General features: G+C 72.3%; 20 protein-coding genes and 1 pseudogene. 11 read left to right on the top strand and 10 right to left on the bottom strand.

Annotated features, from left to right (window positions below; genetic code table 11):
* Positions 1 to 11 precede the first annotated feature (11 nt).
* From LB823_RS20640 to LB823_RS20630, 3 genes are read left to right on the top strand one after another with little or no spacing between them, the layout of a single operon-like run.
* Complete coding sequence (locus tag LB823_RS20640; RefSeq protein WP_224650910.1) at positions 12 to 1,427, top strand: ethanolamine ammonia-lyase subunit EutB; 1,416 nt, start codon at positions 12 to 14, stop codon at positions 1,425 to 1,427.
* Entirely contained in the window at positions 1,424 to 2,233 is an 810-nt protein-coding gene (gene eutC / locus LB823_RS20635) for an ethanolamine ammonia-lyase subunit EutC (RefSeq protein ID WP_224650907.1), read from the top strand. Before LB823_RS20640 ends, eutC begins: the two co-directional genes overlap by 4 nt.
* Before the next feature lie 25 nt (positions 2,234 to 2,258).
* A complete protein-coding gene (locus LB823_RS20630; RefSeq protein WP_224650904.1) occupies positions 2,259 to 2,522 on the top strand; it encodes a hypothetical protein in 264 nt (87 codons plus the stop codon).
* On the opposite strand, the gene LB823_RS20625 is transcribed toward LB823_RS20630, so the two are convergent.
* A complete protein-coding gene (locus tag LB823_RS20625; protein ID WP_224650902.1) occupies positions 2,523 to 3,287 on the bottom strand; it encodes a helix-turn-helix domain-containing protein in 765 nt (254 codons plus the stop codon).
* A gap of 74 nt (positions 3,288 to 3,361) precedes the next feature.
* Here LB823_RS20625 and LB823_RS20620 point away from each other — a divergent pair, with 74 nt between their 5' ends.
* Entirely contained in the window at positions 3,362 to 3,859 is a 498-nt protein-coding gene (locus LB823_RS20620; protein WP_224650900.1) for a glyoxalase/bleomycin resistance/extradiol dioxygenase family protein, read from the top strand.
* A gap of 3 nt (positions 3,860 to 3,862) precedes the next feature.
* Here LB823_RS20620 and LB823_RS20615 read toward each other — a convergent pair whose 3' ends face one another.
* Positions 3,863 to 4,363 (bottom strand): LppP/LprE family lipoprotein, encoded by a 501-nt coding sequence (locus tag LB823_RS20615; RefSeq protein WP_224650898.1) that lies wholly within the window; start codon positions 4,361 to 4,363, stop codon positions 3,863 to 3,865.
* A gap of 112 nt (positions 4,364 to 4,475) precedes the next feature.
* On the opposite strand from LB823_RS20615, the gene LB823_RS20610 reads away from it, so the two are divergent.
* Positions 4,476 to 5,471: a glutathione S-transferase family protein gene (locus tag LB823_RS20610; RefSeq protein WP_224650895.1), complete on the top strand. Its 996-nt coding sequence runs from the start codon at positions 4,476 to 4,478 to the stop codon at positions 5,469 to 5,471.
* Here the strand turns inward: LB823_RS20610 and LB823_RS20605 are convergent.
* Complete coding sequence (locus LB823_RS20605) at positions 5,451 to 6,536, bottom strand: alkene reductase (RefSeq protein WP_224650893.1); 1,086 nt, start codon at positions 6,534 to 6,536, stop codon at positions 5,451 to 5,453. The two genes, LB823_RS20610 and LB823_RS20605, sit on opposite strands and share 21 nt — an antisense overlap.
* Before the next feature lie 41 nt (positions 6,537 to 6,577).
* Between LB823_RS20605 and LB823_RS20600 the strand changes: the two genes are divergently transcribed.
* Positions 6,578 to 6,967, top strand: a complete 390-nt coding sequence (locus LB823_RS20600; protein WP_224650891.1) for a MerR family transcriptional regulator — start codon at positions 6,578 to 6,580, stop codon at positions 6,965 to 6,967.
* Here the strand turns inward: LB823_RS20600 and LB823_RS20595 are convergent.
* Together LB823_RS20595 and LB823_RS20590 are read right to left on the bottom strand one after the other, a co-directional pair.
* A complete protein-coding gene (locus LB823_RS20595) occupies positions 6,933 to 7,730 on the bottom strand; it encodes an alpha/beta fold hydrolase (protein WP_224650888.1) in 798 nt (265 codons plus the stop codon). The genes LB823_RS20600 and LB823_RS20595 overlap by 35 nt on opposite strands.
* Positions 7,727 to 8,551: an aminoglycoside phosphotransferase family protein gene (locus LB823_RS20590; protein ID WP_224650887.1), complete on the bottom strand. Its 825-nt coding sequence runs from the start codon at positions 8,549 to 8,551 to the stop codon at positions 7,727 to 7,729. Before LB823_RS20590 ends, LB823_RS20595 begins: the two co-directional genes overlap by 4 nt.
* A gap of 97 nt (positions 8,552 to 8,648) precedes the next feature.
* Here LB823_RS20590 and LB823_RS20585 point away from each other — a divergent pair, with 97 nt between their 5' ends.
* On the top strand, positions 8,649 to 9,071 hold the full coding sequence (locus tag LB823_RS20585) for a nitroreductase family deazaflavin-dependent oxidoreductase (protein ID WP_224650954.1): 423 nt from the start codon (positions 8,649 to 8,651) through the stop codon (positions 9,069 to 9,071).
* 58 nt (positions 9,072 to 9,129) lie between these two features.
* Here the strand turns inward: LB823_RS20585 and LB823_RS20580 are convergent, their stop codons facing one another.
* Complete coding sequence (locus LB823_RS20580; protein WP_224650885.1) at positions 9,130 to 9,729, bottom strand: hypothetical protein; 600 nt, start codon at positions 9,727 to 9,729, stop codon at positions 9,130 to 9,132.
* Positions 9,726 to 11,240, bottom strand: coding sequence for an MFS transporter (locus tag LB823_RS20575; RefSeq protein ID WP_224650883.1), 1,515 nt, complete (start codon positions 11,238 to 11,240; stop codon positions 9,726 to 9,728). Before LB823_RS20575 ends, LB823_RS20580 begins: the two co-directional genes overlap by 4 nt.
* Positions 11,241 to 11,346: 106 nt before the next feature.
* Here LB823_RS20575 and LB823_RS20570 point away from each other — a divergent pair, with 106 nt between their 5' ends.
* Both LB823_RS20570 and LB823_RS20565 read left to right on the top strand, forming a co-directional pair.
* Positions 11,347 to 12,009: a TetR/AcrR family transcriptional regulator gene (locus LB823_RS20570; RefSeq protein ID WP_224650881.1), complete on the top strand. Its 663-nt coding sequence runs from the start codon at positions 11,347 to 11,349 to the stop codon at positions 12,007 to 12,009.
* A gap of 63 nt (positions 12,010 to 12,072) precedes the next feature.
* A complete protein-coding gene (locus LB823_RS20565; RefSeq protein WP_224650869.1) occupies positions 12,073 to 13,863 on the top strand; it encodes a phosphocholine-specific phospholipase C in 1,791 nt (596 codons plus the stop codon).
* On the opposite strand, the gene LB823_RS20560 is transcribed toward LB823_RS20565, so the two are convergent.
* The 3 genes from LB823_RS20560 to LB823_RS20550 form a co-directional block, all read right to left on the bottom strand.
* Positions 13,838 to 14,848 carry a HEAT repeat domain-containing protein gene (locus LB823_RS20560; protein ID WP_224650866.1) on the bottom strand — a complete coding sequence of 337 codons (1,011 nt, stop codon included), beginning with the start codon at positions 14,846 to 14,848 and terminating at the stop codon, positions 13,838 to 13,840. The two genes, LB823_RS20565 and LB823_RS20560, sit on opposite strands and share 26 nt — an antisense overlap.
* Positions 14,845 to 15,477, bottom strand: a complete 633-nt coding sequence (locus LB823_RS20555; RefSeq protein ID WP_224650864.1) for a HEAT repeat domain-containing protein — start codon at positions 15,475 to 15,477, stop codon at positions 14,845 to 14,847. The genes LB823_RS20560 and LB823_RS20555 overlap by 4 nt, the downstream gene beginning before the upstream one ends.
* Positions 15,478 to 15,558: 81 nt before the next feature.
* The gene (locus LB823_RS20550) at positions 15,559 to 15,744 is read right to left on the bottom strand and encodes a DUF1508 domain-containing protein (RefSeq protein ID WP_224650862.1); all 186 of its coding nucleotides are present in this window, start codon (positions 15,742 to 15,744) and stop codon (positions 15,559 to 15,561) included.
* A 205-nt stretch (positions 15,745 to 15,949) separates the two neighbouring features.
* Between LB823_RS20550 and LB823_RS20545 the strand changes: the two are divergent.
* Positions 15,950 to 16,594 (top strand): annotated as a pseudogene (locus LB823_RS20545) (SPFH domain-containing protein); the annotation flags it as partial.
* A 148-nt stretch (positions 16,595 to 16,742) separates the two neighbouring features.
* On the top strand, positions 16,743 to 17,051 hold the full coding sequence (locus LB823_RS24150; protein WP_308011477.1) for a DUF4339 domain-containing protein: 309 nt from the start codon (positions 16,743 to 16,745) through the stop codon (positions 17,049 to 17,051).

The following is a 17,051-nucleotide window of genomic DNA, read 5'->3' as shown; positions in this document are numbered from 1 at the left end:
ACGGAGCAATCATGATCCGCAGCCAATCCGTGCGCGGGGAGACCTTCACCTTCACCTCGATGGCGGACCTGCTGGCCAAGGCCACGCCCCTGCGCTCCGGTGACCAGCTCGCCGGCTGCGCGGCGGCGTCCGACGCCGAGCGGGCCGCCGCGAAGTGGGCCCTCGCCGACGTGCCGCTCACCGCCCTCCTCGAGGAACTCGTCGTGCCGTACGAGTCCGACGAGGTCACGCGCCTCATCATCGACAGCCACGACCGCGCGGCGTTCGCGCCGATCGCACATCTCACCGTCGGGGACCTGCGGGACCTCCTCCTGCGGATCGCCGTCGCCGACGATGCCGGTGCCCGGCTCGCCGCGCTCGGCCCGGCCCTCACGCCGGAGATGGTGGCGGCGGTGAGCAAGCTGATGCGCAACCAGGACCTCATCGCCGTCGCGCGGGCGGTCCGCGTCACCGCGGGATTCCGCACCACCGTCGGGCTTCCCGGCACCCTGGCCACGCGGCTGCAGCCGAACCACCCGACGGACGATCCGCGGGGCATCGCCGCCGCCACCCTCGACGGCCTCCTGCTGGGCTGCGGCGACGCCGTGATCGGCATCAACCCCGCCACCGACTCGCCGCACGCGACCTCCGACCTGCTGTACCTGCTCGACGAGGTGCGGACCCGCTTCGACATCCCCACCCAGTCGTGCGTGCTCAGCCACGTCACCACCACCCTGGGGCTGATCGAGCAGGGCGCCCCCGTCGACCTGGTCTTCCAGTCGATCGCCGGAACCGAGGGCGCGAACTCCGCGTTCGGCGTGACGATCTCCCTCCTCGAGGAGGCCAACGCCGCGGCGCGGGAGCTGGGGCGCGGCACCGTCGGGAACAACGTCATGTACCTGGAGACCGGGCAGGGCTCCGCGCTGTCCTCCGGCACGCACCTCGGCACCGGCGGCGCGCCCGTCGACCAGCAGACGCTCGAGACCCGCGCCTACGCCGTGGCCCGGCACCTCGACCCGCTGCTGGTCAACACCGTGGTCGGGTTCATCGGTCCCGAGTACCTCTACGACGGCAAGCAGATCACGCGCGCCGGTCTGGAGGACCACGTCTGCGGCAAGCTCCTGGGCCTGCCGATGGGCGTTGACGTCTGCTACACCAACCACGCCGAGGCCGATCAGGACGACATGGACGACCTGCTCACCCTGCTCGCCGTCGCCGGGGTGTCGTTCGTCATCACCGTGCCCGGCGCCGACGACGTGATGCTCGGCTACCAGTCCCTCGCCTTCCACGACGCGCTCTACGTGCGCCGTGCGCTCGGCCTGCGGCCCGCGCCGGAGTTCGACGCCTGGCTGGCGCGGCAGGGCATGACCGACGAGTCCGGCGGCCTCCGCGACGTGGCCGTCGAGGCGTCACCCTTGCGCGAACTCGCTGCGGGAGTCCCGCGGTGAGCGCGCCCGAGCGCTCGGGCGGTGCCGAACGTCGGCCCGCCGACGGCGCCTTCTGGGACGCCCTGAGGACGACGACCCAGTCGCGGATCGGGTTGGGGCGCACCGGCGATGCGCTGCCCACCCGGCGCGTTCTCGAGTTCGCCGCCGCGCACGCCGCGGCGCGCGACGCCGTCCACCAACCCCTCGATGCCGACGATCTCGTCACCCGCGCCCGCGACCTGGGACTCGGCGAACCCGTCGTCGTCACCAGCCGGGCCGCCGACCGGGGCGAGTACCTCCGCCGCCCCGACCTGGGCCGGGAGCCCGCAGACCTGTCCGGTCTCCCGACGGTGACTGCGGACGTGGCACTGGTCCTCGCCGACGGCCTCTCGCCCCGCGCTCTCACCGACCACGGCGTCGCGCTGGCCGCGGCGATCCTCGCCGCCCTGCCGCCCGACGTCGTCGTCGCGCCGCCGGTGGTCGCGACGCAATCGCGCGTCGCGCTGGGCGATCACGTGGCGCGGGCGTTCGGCGTGCGCACGCTGCTCGTACTCATCGGCGAGCGACCGGGCCTGTCCGTGGCCGACAGCCTCGGCATCTACCTGACGCACCGCGCCGACCCCGAGGACTTCGGGGCCGGCGTTACCGACGCGCACCGCAACTGCATCTCCAACATCCACCCGCCGGAGGGTCTCGGCTACAGCGACGCCGCCCGTATCGCGGCGGGCCTCGTCGTGGGGGCGCGGCGACTCGGTCGATCCGGCGTCGACCTCAAGGACACCTCGCGCGCGCAACTGGAAGGCTCTGACCTGCGCGGACTAGACTGAGTGGGGCGGAGCGAAGGAGATCACCATGATCGGCAAGCGGATCCAGGACAACATCGAGGCGGTCACCAGGATCGCGGCGGACTCGGTCCGCAAGTCCGGTGAGATCGTCGAGGGCGCGGGCGAGGTGCTGAAGGGCGACCTGAAGGGCGGCATCAGCCGGATGGCCACCAGCGCGGCGGACATCGCTACGGAGGCCACCGCCGAGGGCGTCAAGCTGGCGAGCGAGAACCTCGACACGGCGCGAGAGGCGTCGGACGGAGTCGCCGACAGGGTGACCCGGAAGGACTGATCACCGCGCCGTGCGGCGGTAGCCGCCGGGCGTGAATCCGAGGACCTTGCGGAAGTCCCGCACCAGGTGCGACTGGTCGGCGTAGCCCAGCTCCGCCGCGATGTCGGCGACCGTTGCGTCGGGCTCGGTGCTCAGCAGGTGCGCCGCGTGCTGCAGCCGGCGGCGGTGGATCAGCGCGAGGGGAGTGAGCCCCACGAAGCGCCGGGTGAGGCGCTGCGCCGTCCGCGGCGAGACGCCGATCGCGGCCGCCGCATCCTCCACCGTGAGGATGGCCTCGTCCTCCTCGATGGCCACGACCAGCCGATTGGCGAGCGCGGCGTCGTCGGACACCGCCGGAACCCGTGCGGTGAGCCAGGATTCGACGGCGCGGCAGGCTCCGGCCAGGTCTCCGGTGCGCATGGCGGCCGCCACGGCGTCGTGCAGGCCCGGGGCGTCGACGGCCGGATACTCGTTGAGGATCGCGCGGGCGTCGTCGGTCACGGCCGGCGTCGCCGCGGGCCGCAGCAGCGCGCCGACCGCCCACCCGGTGCCGACGAGGTCGCGGTGCGATCGCTCCGTGGTCGCACCCGCGAGCCCGACGAGGTCCGGTTCCACCACGAGGTTGAGGGCGGGGAAGGCCAGGACGTCCTGGCGGGAGGTGCGGCCGGGTGCGATCTCCCACTGGGAGATCCAGAACCACCGCACCAGCGGGTCCGCAGCGGGGGAGGCCGCCCGGCGCTCGAAGGTGGGCAGCTGTGCCGGGTAGAGGATGCCGCGGGGGTTCACGGATCGATCGTAGGCCCGAGTTCTGTCGCGAATGTTCAATCGCCGGGGCGGCCGGCACTCGTAGCGTTGCCGGCATGACAGAGAACATCACCGCCGCGAGCGGTGCACACACGACCGACGGCGTCCCGCACTCCTTCTCCTCGCTGACGCCCTTCCTCGCGATCCCGAACGCCAAGGCGGCCATCGACTTCTACACCTCGGTCTTCGGGGCCCGCTCGCTCGGCGTCACCGAGATGGGCGGCGTCGTCGTCCACGCCGAGCTCGACTTCGGCAACGGGCGGCTCCAGCTCGGCGAGCCCAACCCGCAGTTCGGCCTCGTCCCCATGCCCGACGGTGACGCCGACTGCTACTCGCTGGGGCTGTACTGCAGCAGCGTCGACGACGTGGTCGCGCGCGCCGAGGCCGCGGGCGCGACGGTCCGGGAGCCGGTGGCGAACTTCGTCTCCGGCGACCGGTTCGCCAGCATCCGCGACCCGTTCGGCGTGCGCTGGTCGATCATGACCCGCGTCGAGGACCTCAGCGACGAGGAGAGCGCCGCCCGCGTGGAGGAGTGGGCGGCGGCGCAGGGCTAACACCTAGTCGGCGACCTGCGGCGGGATCGGATCCAGCGGCTGCGGGGTGTCCTGTGGCATCGTCTGGAACCGGACGTCGGCCGAGCCCGACGGCGCCGCGTTCGCGTCGTTCGGGGCTAGCCACTTGAACCGGATGGTGATCTGGCCCGGCCCGTTGCTGCCGACGACCGAGGTGAAGGCGTCGCCCTTCGGCGTCGGGGTCCCGGCGAACTTCTTGTGGTCGAAGAGCAGGATCTGCACGGGCGAGCTGCCGGTGCCGCGGTCCGTGTCGAGGCGCACCCAGTTCAGGGTGCAGTCGACGGAGCCGCCCATCCCGGTCACGCGCCACGGGACGCCGGGCATCGGCGGCGCGATCGAGCGGATCGCGCCGTCGATGCGGTCCTGCGGGAGCTCGGGGCAGGCGATCGGCGTGGCACCGGCGGCGCCCGTCCCGGCGACGACCGATCCGGCGACGGAGGCGGCGGCCGCTGCGGAGAGGGCGAGGGCGATCAGAGGCTTGCGCATGGCTTCGGTCCTTCCATGACGGGAGGTCGACGCGGGCTCCATCGACGGGCACTGCTTGTATCGGGTAACGATCACTCGACGTTACCCCGCGGGCGTCACTAACCTTGATGCCATGAGCGAGGAACAGGGCAGCTACGTCACCGAGAACAAGCCGTACGAGCGCGACACCCGGTACATCGAGACCCGCATCACCCGCGACGGGCGCGACGGCTATCCCGTGGAGCCGGGCCGGTACCGCCTGGTCGCCTCGTACGCCTGCCCGTGGGCCACCCGCACCATCATCGTGCGGCGGCTGCTGGGCCTCGAGGACGCGATCTCCCTCGGCATCGCCGGCCCCACGCACGACAAGCGGTCGTGGACCTTCGACCTCGACCCCGGCGGCCTCGATCCGGTGCTGCAGATCCCGCGTCTGCAGGATGCCTATTTCGCGCGCGTCCCCGACTACCCGAAGGGCATCACGGTGCCTGCGATCGTCGACGTGCCGACAGGTGCCGTCGTCACGAACGACTTCCCGCAGATCACGATCGACTTCTCGCTCGAGTGGACGGATTTCCACCGACCCGGCGCGCCGCAGCTCTACCCGGAGGACCTGCGCGGCGAGATCGACGAGGTGAACAAGCTGGTCTACCGCGACGTCAACAACGGCGTCTACCGATGCGGCTTCGCCGGCTCGCAGGAGTCCTACGACGCCGCGTACGACCAGCTCTTCTCCCGGCTCGACTGGCTCTCCGAGCGCCTCGCCACGCAGCGGTACCTGGTGGGCGACACCATCACCGAAGCCGACGTGCGCCTGTTCACCACGCTGGCCCGGTTCGACCCGGTGTACCACGGCCACTTCAAGTGCAATCGGGAGAAGCTCAGCGAGATGCCCGTGCTGTGGGCGTACGCGCGCGATCTGTTCCAGACCCCGGGGTTCGGCGACTCGACGCACTTCGACCACATCAAGCGGCACTACTACGAGGTGCACCGCGACATCAACCCGTCGGGCATCGTGCCGAAGGGGCCGGACCTGCAGAACTGGTTCACCCCGCACGGCCGGGAGGCGCTGGGCGGCAGCCCCTTCGGCGCCGGAACCGCGCCCGCGCCGCTACCGATCCCCGCCGGCTGAGACCGCGGCGCACGGGTAGTCGGAGTAGCCCTCCGCGGTGCGGCCGTAGAGCACGTCGTCGCGGACCGCCGACAACGGCAGGCCGCGCCGGATCCGTTCCACCAGGTCGGGGTTGGCGATGAACGCGCGGCCGAAGGAGACCAGGTCGGCACCGTCGGCCAGCGCCAGCTCGGCGGCGGGCGCCGACGTGGGAACACGGTTCTCGCCCACGTTCGCGATGACGGTGCCGTCGAAACGAGGTCGCAGGTCCGCCAGCGCGGGGTAGTCGTCGTTGTCGGTCAGGTGCAGGTACATCAGGCCGCGGCGGTTCAGTTCGTCGACGAGGCCGCGGTACAGCTCGGCGGGATAGCGCTCGATCATGGAGAACTGCGGGTTTCCGGGCGAGAGCCGGAGGGCCGTGCGATCGGCGCCGATGGCGTCGGTTACGGCGTCGACCACTTCGAGCGCGAAGCGCGTCCGGTTCGCGACCGATCCGCCGTAGCGGTCGTCGCGCAGGTTCGTGTTGTCCGCGAGGAACTGGTGGATCAGGTAGCTGTTGGCGCCGTGCAGCTCGACGCCGTCGAAGCCCGCCGCCACGGCCCGCCGTGCGGAGGCCGCGTACCGCGCGACCGTGGCCTCGATCTCGGCGATCGACATCGCTGCGGGGCGCGGCCACGTCGCTTTGGAGTCGTCGAGCAGGTGCAGCACGTCGCCGTCGGGCACCGCCGACGGTCCGGCGGGCACCGTTCCGTCGATCCGGGCGGCGGGGTGACCCTTGCGCCCGCCGTGCATGAGCTGCGCGACGATGCGGCCGCCCTCGGCTTGCACGGCGTCGACGACCCGGGCCCACGAGCGCTCGTGACGGTCCGTCGCGAGCCCGGGCACCCGGGCTTCGCTCTGCCCGGAGGAGTGGGGCCACATGCCCTCGGTGACGATCAGGCCCGCGCCGGCCCGCTGGCGGTAGTAGTCGGCGACGTCCGCGGTCGGGGAGCCGTCGGGCTCGGACCGCAGGCGCGTCATCGGCGCCATGACGATGCGATTCGGGAGGTCGAGGGTTCGGCTGCGGTACGGCGTGAGGAGTGACATGTCCGTACGCTAGAACCTGACACCGATGTGAGGGGCAAGCGATGCGGATCGGCGAACTCGCGGAGCGCACCGGGGTGAGCGTGCGCTCGCTGCGGTACTACGAGGAGAAGGGCCTGCTCGCGTCGACGCGGACCGCGGCCGGGCAGCGCGTCTATCCCGAGCGGGCCGTCGACCGGGTGGTGCGCATCCAGGAGCTGTTCGCCGCCGGGCTCGCGAGCGGCGTGATCGCGCAGCTGCTGCCGTGCATCCACGACGAGGACGGATCGCCGAACGCGACCGCGACGCCCTGGCTCGCCGCCACCCTGCGCGCGGAGCGCGACCGGATCGACGAGGGCATCCGCGACCTGCAGCGGGCGCGGGAGGTGCTCGACGAGGTGATCGACACCGCCGGTTCCGTCACCGATCCCCGTGCCGCCGCAGGAAGTCGATGACGACCGTCGCGGTCCGCTCGGGCTCCTGCTCCGCCGGGTAATGGCCGGAGTCGTCCAGCACCACGCCGCGGACGTCGGCCGCCACCGGCCGTAGGCCCTCCGCGACCGCGGCGCCCATCGCGTACCGTCCGCCGACGGCCAGTACCGGCGTCCGGATCGGGTCGGCGCGCAGTGCCGCGATGTCGGCGAGATCGTCCGCCCGGGTGCGGTAGTGCGCGAGCCCCGCGACGTGGACGTCGGTGGGGCGGTACGCATCGACGTACGCGCCCAGGACCGCAGGATCGAGTCCGGCGGGTCCGGCGCTCTGCTGCAGGAAGGCGCCGTAGAAGTCGTCCTCCCGCCCGGGGACGAGGCTCTCGGCCAGGCCCGGCGCGCGGTTGAACGCGCCGTGCCAGTCCGGATAGTGCTCGCGCCCCGGCGATGGGACCGCCACGTCGATCCCGGGCAGGATCTCCTCCTCGACGACGAGCGCGGCGACGATTTCGGGCGCCGCGGCCGCCAGGTTCACCGCGACGGTGCCGCCCCAGTCGTGGCCGATCACCGCGCACCGCGCGATCCCGTCCGCGGCGAGCCGATCCCGCACCCGCGCCGCCAGCGCGCTCTTCCGGAAGTCGCCCGTTCCGTCGTCGCCGGACCCGAGGCCGGGCAGCGTGATCGGGAGCGGTTCGAACCCGGCGTCTCTCAGCCGCGGGGTCAGGTGTCGCCAGTGCAGGTCGGTGACGGGCCAGCCGTGGAGCAGGACGACCGGCAGGCCGCCGGTCACGGCGTCGCCCCCGCGAGGTGCGCGGCGGCGAGATCCGCGACCGCGAAGTCCCGCTCCCGCTCCTCGGCCTCGTCGTCCTCGTCGAACCACGCGGCCGACAGCCCCGCGAAGGCGAGCACCCACCGCAGCAGGCGTTCCCGAGGCAGTCGCGCCTCTGCAGCGATCACGTCGAGCTGCCGGGCGAAGCGGACCGGATCCGCCGCGGTCGGCAGGTCCGGGTTGGTCAGCAGGTTGGCGTAGTCGTAGCCGCGCTCGCCGACGACGCACTTCGGGTCGATCGCGAGCCAGCCGCGATCGCCGAAGTCGAGCACGTTGTCGTGGTGCACGTCGCCGTGCAGGACCACCTCGTCGCGCGGGTCCGCGAGGAGGGCGTCCGCCGCCGCCCAGGACCGGGAGTACCGCGGGTCGTCGCCACGGACCGCCGCGAGCGAGGAGAACCAGTCCCGCAGGGGGGTCAACTCGGTCGCGGGGGCTCCGGGGCGCGGCCGGTGCAGGTGCTCGACGGTGACGCACAGGATCCGGGTGGCCTCGTCGTCCCGGCCCTCCAGCGCCATCGCCATGAGATCGCCGGTGCCCGTCGCCCGCTCCATCAGCACGGTGTCGCCCTCGTCCGCGAAGACCTCCGCGGCCCCGTCGCCGCCCCACCAGCGGAGCACCGCGGCGCCGGCGCGCTCCTCAGGGGTGTTGGCGCGCTTGAGCATCGCGGCGCGGCCCCGCCACCGCACCGGCAGCAGATCGCTGCCGGGGGTGGCGAAGGGCGCACCGTCGGGGGAGAGGTCCCAGCGTTCGAGGGGCCCGCGCCACGCATCGAGGGGTTGCACAGCATCCGACCCTACTGGGGCGCATGATGGTCCGATGAGCGACGGCACGGATCAGCCCTCGGTGGCGATGGCGCGGGTGCGGGCGCATGATGAAGCCGTGAGCGACTTCAATCAGGGCATCATCGACGAGTTCCGCGCCAACAACGGCACCGTGACCGCCATGGGCTTCGGCCGGGCGCTCGCGCTCGTCCACAGTACGGGCGCCAAATCCGGCGAGCCGCGGGTGAATCCGCTGGCCGCGATCCACGACGACGAGGGCTGGCTGCTGCCGGCGTCCGCGGGCGGCTCGCCGAAGAACCCCGCCTGGTACCACAACCTCAAGGCCCACCCGGACATCGAGATCGAGTACCCGAACGACGAGGGCGGGATCTCCACCGCGGAGGTCACCGCGCAGGAGTTGACCGGAGCCGCGCGCGACGAGGCGTGGGCCCGCTTCGTCGCGCGGTCGAGCGGGTTCGCCGAGTACGAGGAGGCGGCGCAGGGGCGCGTGATCCCGGTCTTCCGGCTGACCCCGCGCTGACCCGCAGGGGCAGGTGACGAGCACGTCCCGGGGCGGATCAGCGGCGCGTAGGTCTCGGTCACCTCCGGTAGAGGGCCGCGGTCGCCGCCCCCAGGGCCACGTCGACGTGGTCGCCCGGCAACAGCTTCCGCAGGTGCGCCTCATCCAGGTACTCGCCGGCGTCGACGGCGGCCTGCGCGTCGGCCTCCTCGGCCGAGTACTCGTCGTCATCGTCGTCGGCTTCCGCGTCGTAGCTCTCCTGCGCGTAGTCCAGGACCCACGACGCGCTGTCGATGTAGTGTTCGTCGATCGTCAGGCCGTCGACGTGACCGACGACGGTCCAGACATCCCCGTCGTAGCCGTAGGCGAAGTTCGCGTGGCCGATATCGGGGTCCGGCGCGACGAACCACCACTCCAGCGCTCCGGCGGCGATCAGATCGTCGCGGCCCTGGAGATCGATGGCGCCCACATCGCGGTCGAAGCCGACGATCGACGCGCGACCGTCGGGAAGCAGGGCCAGATCGAACCAGGATCCGCCGCCGTCCTCTCGGTGCGCGATCCCGGCCGCGACGGGGCCGAGGCCCGTTTCTCGGAAGACTGCGGCCTGCAGGGCCGCCCATACCGCGGTGGTCGACCAGAGCGCAGCCGGCGGACCGAGATCGATGGGGGAGCGGGTCATTCCACGACGATAGCGTCTGCGGATCCCGTCGCCGTACGCCCCGCCGGCTGCGGCTCCGAGGTCCGGTCGCGCATCACGATGAAGGCGGCGATCGCGGTCGCGACCAGGATCACGCTCGAGACGCCGACGGTCGTGGTGACCGCGTCGACCCAGGCCGAGCGGGCGGCGTCGGCGAGCGCGGCTCCGTCCGGCCCCGCGATCCCGTCCGCGCGCGACAGGGTGTCGCCGAGCGTGCGCGACATGCCGTCGTGCCGGGTGAAGACCGCTGTCGCCACGGAGCCGAGCACGGCGAGGCCGAGCGCGGTCCCGAGCTCGAAGCTCATCTCCGACATCGACGAGGCCTGCCCGGCGCGCTCCGGCGGCGCCGCGGCGAGCGCCACCGAGGAGACGAAGGTGAACAGGGTGCCGTAGCCGACGCCCGCGACCACCGTCCCGAGCACGTACAGCCAGGCGGGACCGTCGGTGCCGAGCCGCACCAGCAGGAGCTGACCCGCGGCGGAGAACAGGAGCGCGGCGACGAACGTGCTGCGCCGGCCGAGGTACTGCTCGATCCAGGGCGCTCGCATGGAGAAGTACGCCACCACGGCGGCCGCGGGCAGGCCGAGCAGGGCCGCCGCGAGCACGTCGAAGCCCACGACCGACTGCAGGTAGATGCCCGTGAGGTACGACATCGAGCTCAGCGTCGAGACCGCCAGGATCGTGCCGGCGATGGCCATCGCGAAGTACCGGTTGCGGAACAGGTCGAACGGGATCAGCGGGTGGTCCGTGCGGCGCTGCTGCACGACGAACGCGATCAGCATGATCGCGCCGGCGCCGCCGACCGCCAGCGTGGTTCCGTCCACGCCGTGCCCGGCGGCCGCCTTCACCGCGTAGACCAGCGGGAAGATCGCGGCCATCGACAGCGCGACGCCCACCAGGTCGAAGCGCGCCGCGGAGTCGCTGCGGAACTCGGGGATCAGCAGCGGGCCGGCCACCAGGAAGGCGAGGAAGACCGGCGCGTTGATGAGGAAGACCGAGCCCCACCAGAAGTGGTGCAGCAGCACGCCGCCGATGACCGGGCCGACCGCCATGCCGAAGGAGAACGCCGCGGTCCACACGCCGATCGCGATGCCGCGGGCCTTCGGGTCGCGGAAGATGTTGGCGATCAGCGCGAGGCTGGCCGGCAGCAGGGTCGCGCCGCCGACGCCCATGAGGGCGCGGGCGGCGATGAGCAGAGCCGGGGACGGCGCGAAGGCGGCGATCACGGAGGCGACGCCGAACAGCCCGGCACCCCAGGTCATGAGGCGGCGACGGCCCCAGCGGTCACCGAGGTTGCCCATCGTGATGAGCAATCCCGCCAGCATGAACGGGTAGATGTCCAGGATCCACAGCTGCTCGGCCGACGTCGGATGGAGCGCGGCGCTGAGGTGCGGCATCGCGAGGTACAGCACCGACGCGTCCATCGAAACCAGGAACACCGGCAGGAGCAGCGCGGCGAGACCGGCCCAGGCGCGGCGCGGGGTGGTGGACACGAAGAACTCCTCAGAATGTTCACGGCAGGCGCGTACGGCGTACGCAGGATGACTGGGTACACTGTACGCAGCATCGTCGATCCCGGTCAACGGAGAAAGGGCGCTGGTGTCCGAGACCACTCTGACCCGCGAGGCCATCGTGGCCGAGGCCGTCCGCCTCGCCGACGAGGGCGGCCTCGAGAAGGTGTCCATGCGCCGCATCGCGGACGCGCTCGGCGCAGGCGCCATGTCCCTCTACCGCCACGTTCCGGACAAGGACACGCTGGTCCGCGATATGGCCGCGGCCGTGGGCGCGGAGTACCTGTACCCGCCGGAGCTGATCGGCGACCCGGACTGGCGCATGCGGACGCACGTCGCCGCCGAGGCCGACATGCGGCTCTACCTGCATCACCCGTGGGTGCTGCTGGCGCACTCGATGCCGCGCGCAGCCATGGCGCCGTCGGCCGTCTCGTGCTTCCACTGGCTCGTCGAGGCGTTCACCCACCTCACCGGTACGGTCGCCGACTCCGCCGAGCTCACACTGCACGTGTGGAATCAGGTGCAGGGCGCGGGCATCGGCGCGGTCGGCCGGCTCCTGCTCGCCCCGGGATCGTCGCTCGAGGGAGCGGGCTTCGTCGCAGACCTCGCGGACAACCCCCTCATCGAGGAACTGCCGCTGCTCAAGGAGCTGGTGGAAGTGGACCGTCCAGACCTGTGCGCGGCGATGCCGCTGCTGCACTCCGGGGTCGACGCGCTGTGCACGGGCTTCGCGGAGCGCTACCGGCGCTGAACCGTCGACGTCCGTTCAGGGCGTCTCCACCGCCGATTCAACCGGATCCGTCAGCGTGGAATCGTGAGCACTGCGAATCGGCGCACGTTCCTCAGGGGAGCCCTCACGGGCGGTATCGTCGCAGGCATGGGCCTGCTCCCGTCGTCGCTGACCGAGGTGCTGGCGCAGCCGGCCCCGTCGGGCGGGCTCGACGGCCTGGAGCACGTGATCTTCCTGATGCAGGAGAACCGCTCCTTCGACCACTACTACGGCGCGCTCCGCGGCGTGCGCGGCTTCGCCGACCCCGCCGCGATCCGCCTGCGCTCCGGTCACGACGTCTTCCTGCAGCCCACTCGATCGGGGCTGACGGTGCCGCCCTTCCCCGTCCGGGGCGCGGCGGACCGCCAGCGCATGGACGCCGAGAACATCGACGCCCTCGATCACACGTGGAAGGGCGGGCACGCCGCGCTCGCGGACGGCTGGCACGACGGATGGATCGCAGCGAAGACCGACTCGACGATGGCCTACTACGACCGCGCGGACATCCCGTTCCACTACGCGCTCGCGGACGCCTTCACGATCTGCGACCACTACTACTGCAGCTCGCCGACCTCGACCTCGCCCAACCGCAACTTCTTCTTCTCCGGCACCACCGGGTACGAGCCCGGCACCGGCGAGCGCGCCGTCGAGAACACCGCGTACGACCGCGGTCATTCCGGCTACGACTGGCCGTGCATCGGCGAGATCCTGCAGCGGGCGGGGATCTCCTGGCAGGTGTATCAGGAGTGGGACAACTTCACGGACAACAACATCGAGTTCTTCCGCCGGTTCAAGGCGGTGTCGAAGGCGGTTTTCTCGGACTTCGGCACGGAGATCGACGACTTCTACCAGGGGCTGCGGCGCCTGCCAGCGGACGAGGCGCACCGTCGGTCGGAGGAGGTGGACGCCCGGGCCCGGACCCTGGGGGCCGAGGAGCGCGACCTGTTCTTCCGCGGCCTGCGCCGCACCGCCACCGGCACGCTCACCGACCGGATCGCGGCCGACATCGCCGCGGGCACTCTGCCCACGGTCAGCTACGTCGTGGCCTCCGAACGGGAATCGGAGCACCCCAGCGGCTCCTCGCCGCGGGCGTCGGCGAATCTGGTGCACCGCATCCTCGACGCGCTCGGGCGCAACCCCGAGGTGTGGCGGAAGACGGCGCTGTTCCTGCTCTACGACGAGAACGACGGCTACTTCGACCACGTCCCGCCGCCGCGACCGCCCCGCGACCGGGCGGACGAGTGGGTCGGCGACCTGCCGCTCGGTCTCGGCGACCGCGTACCCATGACCGTGGTCTCGCCGTGGACCGTCGGCGGGCACGTGGCCTCGGAGACCTTCGACCACACCTCCACGCTGCGCTTCCTCGAGCGCTGGCTGGGAATCTCCGTCCCGGCGATCTCCGGCTGGCGGCGTACCGTCTGCGGCGACCTCACCAGCGCCTTCGACTTCCGTACACCGCAGGCGCTTCCGGCGCGGTCGCGTCCGCAGTCGGTGGGGTCGCTCAGCCCGCGCTGGAAGCCGCACGCGCCGGCGGTCGGTCGTCGGCCCGGCCAGGAGCCGGGCGAGCGCCCGGCCCGGCCCGTGCCCTACGTCCCCGGGGCCACCGCGAGTCCCGGTCCCGACGGTGTCCGCGTCCGCCTGTCCAACTCGGGGACGAGGTCCGCGCACTTCACGCTCTTCCCCTACCACGCACCGGATTCCGTGCCGCTGCACGCCGACGTGCTCGGCGAGCACGAGTTGGTGGTGCCCGCACCGGGCGGGCACTACGACCTGCTGGTCCTCGGCCCCTCGGGCGAGCACTGGGAGTTCGTCAGCGAGCCGTCCGCCGCAGGATGAACGCGGCGGTGCCCGCGATCCGCGCGTCGGCGTCGCCGGCGAGTTCGCGCAGCGCCTCCTCGGCACCGGCCGTGGGGATCTCGGCGAGGGCCTGCACCGCTCGCTGGCGCACCGGGTAGTCGCCCGAATCCCGGGCGAGCGCCCCGAGCTCGGCGCTGATCGTCTCCCCGGCGGGATCCGCGGCCGCGATCACCCCGAGGGACTCCGCCGCGTCGACGTCCTTCTCGCCGTCCCGCACCATGCGCAGCAACTGCGGTGCGGCCGCGGCGTCGCCGCGGCCCCCCAGGGCGACGGCGGCGACGATGCGCACCGCACCGTCGTCGTGGTCGAGCGCGGCCCGCAGTGGCCCGTCCTGCCCGGGAACCTCGGCGAGGGCCAGGGCGGCGCGGTGCCGCACGGCCGGATCGGCGGAGTCGAGCGCCTCGACGAGGGGAGCGAGGTCCTCGCCGTCGGCCTGCGCGAGCGCCCAGCGCAGGGCGCCCGCCACGTTGGTGCTCTCCTCCTTCAGCAGGGCCTGGGCCAGCGCGTCGGCGGGAGCCCGCCCCGCGCCGGTGAGCGCGGCGAGCTGCCGCGCGGCGGGCGCGACGCTGTCGAGCCGGGAGAGCAGGCCCACGACGCCGAGGACCTGCTCCCAGTCGGTCGGGCCGGCGGCGGCGACCTGGCGCAGCCGCTCCAGCAGCTCCGTCTCCAGTCGGATCCGCTCCCGGCTCCGCGCGATCATGTCGGCGACCAGCCGTTCCGGCGCGAACGACGGGTCGTCGAGCGCGCGCCCGATCTCCTTGAGCGACAACCCGAGCGAACGGAGGCTCTCGACGTGGAAGATCCGGCGGATGTCGTCGTCGGAGTACTCGCGGTACCCCGACGACGACCGCTGGGACGGCCGGACCAGGCCCAGCGCGTCGTAGTGCCGCAGCATCCGCGCGCTGACGCCCGAGCGCCGCGCCACCTCGCCGATCTGCATCGCCCCGTCCGTCCCGTCGGTCATTCCGGGCGGCCGAGGGCCGCCACGCGCTGCGCCTCGTGCACCGAGCCCGCGAACCCGGAGTCCGGGTCCTCGAGCAGCTGCAGGGTCTGCGCCACGTGCTCCCGCGCGGCGTCCGTCGTCGTGGGTGCGCCTCCCAGCTCGGCGACGCCCTCGTCGCCGAGCGCGAGGATCGCCCGGCTCAGGCTGCGGCGGGTCTCCGCGCCGCCGCGCCCCAGCTGCCCGAGCAGGGCGCGGGCGGCGGACCGTCGGGCTTCGGCGTCCGGGGCCAGCGACCCGGCCGTGCGCCATGCCGCCTTCGCGACCTCGTCGTCGGCGTCGCCCGCGAGGGCCGTGACCTCACCGAACGCGGCCGCGGACTCGGCGCCGCCGATCTTCGACAGCGAGTGCAGCGCCTGGCTCCGGGCCTGCGCGACCGGGGAGGCGAGCTCCGCGCGGAGCAGCGGCACCGTCGACGCGGCGGGCAGCCGGGTCAGGGCCCAGGTGAGCATGTCGCGGACGAAGAAGTCGGGCTCGACCGCGCAGCGCGCGACGAGCGCCGCGGCGTCGACGCTCCCGGGGGAGGTCCCGGCGTCGAGGGCCGCGCGCAGGCGGATCGAGGCGTTCTGATGATCGAGCAGGGTCCGGGCCATGGTGGCCACCTCCTTGAATCGTCGGTGGCTCGATTCCAGACCCTGTCACGATGTCAAGGTCAAGCGCCGCAGGTCAGCGGCTCACTCCTTGTCGACGTCGACCACCTTCGCGCCCTCGGCGGCACGCGCGACCGCGGCGGCACCGTCGTGGGCGCCCTTGCGCGAGGCGTAGGCCTGGCCCGAGGCCACGACCTCTCCGTTGCCGGCCTTCAGCCGGAACCGGAACTTGCCGGCGTTGTCCTCGTACACCTCGAACTTGCCTGCCATCTGGAGCGCCTTTCTCGTGGTGATCCCCGTCGTCGGGGCCGGATGCAGCGTATGACGTCGCCCACGGGAATGTGAGGCGAAGCGACCGACACGCCGGATCAGGATCGCCCCGATCCGAACCGGCATCAGCGAGCGCTCAGCCGATGCCAAGGAGCGTGGCTATCGTGGAATCCGAACGGCAACGACGACAGGGGTGGCAGCGCAGATGGGGATCATGGACCGGGTCCGGGGCGAACTCGTCGACATCATCGAGTGGCTGGAGGACAACCGCTCGACGATGGCGTGGCGGTTCCCGCGCTACAACAACGAGATCAAGAACGGCGCGCAGCTCATCGTGCGCGAGGGGCAGGAGGCGCTGTTCGTCTACCGCGGACAGCTCGCCGACCGCTACGGCCCCGGCAACTACCAGCTGGTCTCCGAGAACATGCCGGTCATGTCCACGCTGCAGGGCTGGCCGCACGGCTTCAAGAGCCCCTTCCGCAGTGAGGTCTACTTCGTCAACACCCGGCCCATCACCGACCTGCGGTGGGGCACGGCGAACCCGATCACCATCCGGGACCAGGACTTCGGCATGGTCCAGGTGCGCGCGAACGGGCTCTGCGTCGTGCGGGTGGTCGACTCGCCGACCTTCCTGCGCCAGGTGATCGGCACCGACTCCAACGTCGACTCCGACGAGATCGCCGAGCTGCTGCGCCGCACCATCACCACGGCCTTCTCCGAGATGCTCATCGAGACCGGCGTGGGCGCGATCGACCTGCAGGCCCGGCAACGGGAGCTCGCCGTGAAGCTGCAGGAGTACGTGCAGTCGAAGATCAACCAGCAGTACGGTCTCGCGTGCGAGGCCATCGAGCTGAACATCTCCCTGCCCGACGAGATCACGCAGGCCATGACCCGCGGCGTCGCCCGCGGCGTGGAGGAGAAGGGCTACTACGGCAACGTCGGCGACATGAGCCGCTTCCAGCAGGGCCGCCCCCGCCCTCGTTCGTGGCGGCGCCGGCATGGGGATGGCGATGGGGCAGCAGTTCGCCCAGAACTTCCAGAACCAGCAGCAGGCGCCCGCGCAGGGCGCGCCGCAGGGGGCGGCGCAGCCCGGACCGCCGCCGCTGCCGAACGCGCAGGTCTTCCACGTCGAGCAGAACGGGCAGTCCGCCGGCCCGTTCCCGGTGGAGCAACTCCGCGCCATGAACCTCACCCCGCAGACGCTCGTGTGGTCGCCCGCGCTCACCGGCTGGACTCCGGCCGGCCAGGTGCCGGCCCTGGCGTCGCTGTTCGGGCAGACGCCGCCGCCCCTGCCGCCCCGGTCGTAG

This window comes from Tsukamurella sp. M9C (genome assembly GCF_020169415.1).
Lineage (GTDB): Bacteria > Actinomycetota > Actinomycetes > Mycobacteriales > Mycobacteriaceae > Tsukamurella.
Note: the sequence above shows the minus strand (reverse complement) of the source record. Positions and strands in the feature narration are given on the sequence as shown.

Excerpts from the sequence above, each read along its gene's own strand:
- LB823_RS20615 (WP_224650898.1), bottom strand. The coding sequence starts at position 4,363 with ATGCGCAAGCCTCTGATCGCCCTCGCCCTCTCCGCAGCGGCCGCCGCC.
- LB823_RS20560 (WP_224650866.1), bottom strand. The coding sequence starts at position 14,848 with ATGACCGACGGGACGGACGGGGCGATGCAGATCGGCGAGGTGGCGCGG.
- LB823_RS24150 (WP_308011477.1), top strand. The coding sequence starts at position 16,743 with ATGGGGATGGCGATGGGGCAGCAGTTCGCCCAGAACTTCCAGAACCAG.
- LB823_RS20550 (WP_224650862.1), bottom strand. The coding sequence starts at position 15,744 with ATGGCAGGCAAGTTCGAGGTGTACGAGGACAACGCCGGCAAGTTCCGG.
- LB823_RS20600 (WP_224650891.1), top strand. The coding sequence starts at position 6,578 with ATGCGGATCGGCGAACTCGCGGAGCGCACCGGGGTGAGCGTGCGCTCG.
- LB823_RS20605 (WP_224650893.1), bottom strand. The coding sequence starts at position 6,536 with ATGTCACTCCTCACGCCGTACCGCAGCCGAACCCTCGACCTCCCGAAT.
- LB823_RS20620 (WP_224650900.1), top strand. The coding sequence starts at position 3,362 with ATGACAGAGAACATCACCGCCGCGAGCGGTGCACACACGACCGACGGC.
- LB823_RS20630 (WP_224650904.1), top strand. The coding sequence starts at position 2,259 with ATGATCGGCAAGCGGATCCAGGACAACATCGAGGCGGTCACCAGGATC.
- LB823_RS20580 (WP_224650885.1), bottom strand. The coding sequence starts at position 9,729 with ATGACCCGCTCCCCCATCGATCTCGGTCCGCCGGCTGCGCTCTGGTCG.
- LB823_RS20640 (WP_224650910.1), top strand. The coding sequence starts at position 12 with ATGATCCGCAGCCAATCCGTGCGCGGGGAGACCTTCACCTTCACCTCG.
- LB823_RS20610 (WP_224650895.1), top strand. The coding sequence starts at position 4,476 with ATGAGCGAGGAACAGGGCAGCTACGTCACCGAGAACAAGCCGTACGAG.
- LB823_RS20555 (WP_224650864.1), bottom strand. The coding sequence starts at position 15,477 with ATGGCCCGGACCCTGCTCGATCATCAGAACGCCTCGATCCGCCTGCGC.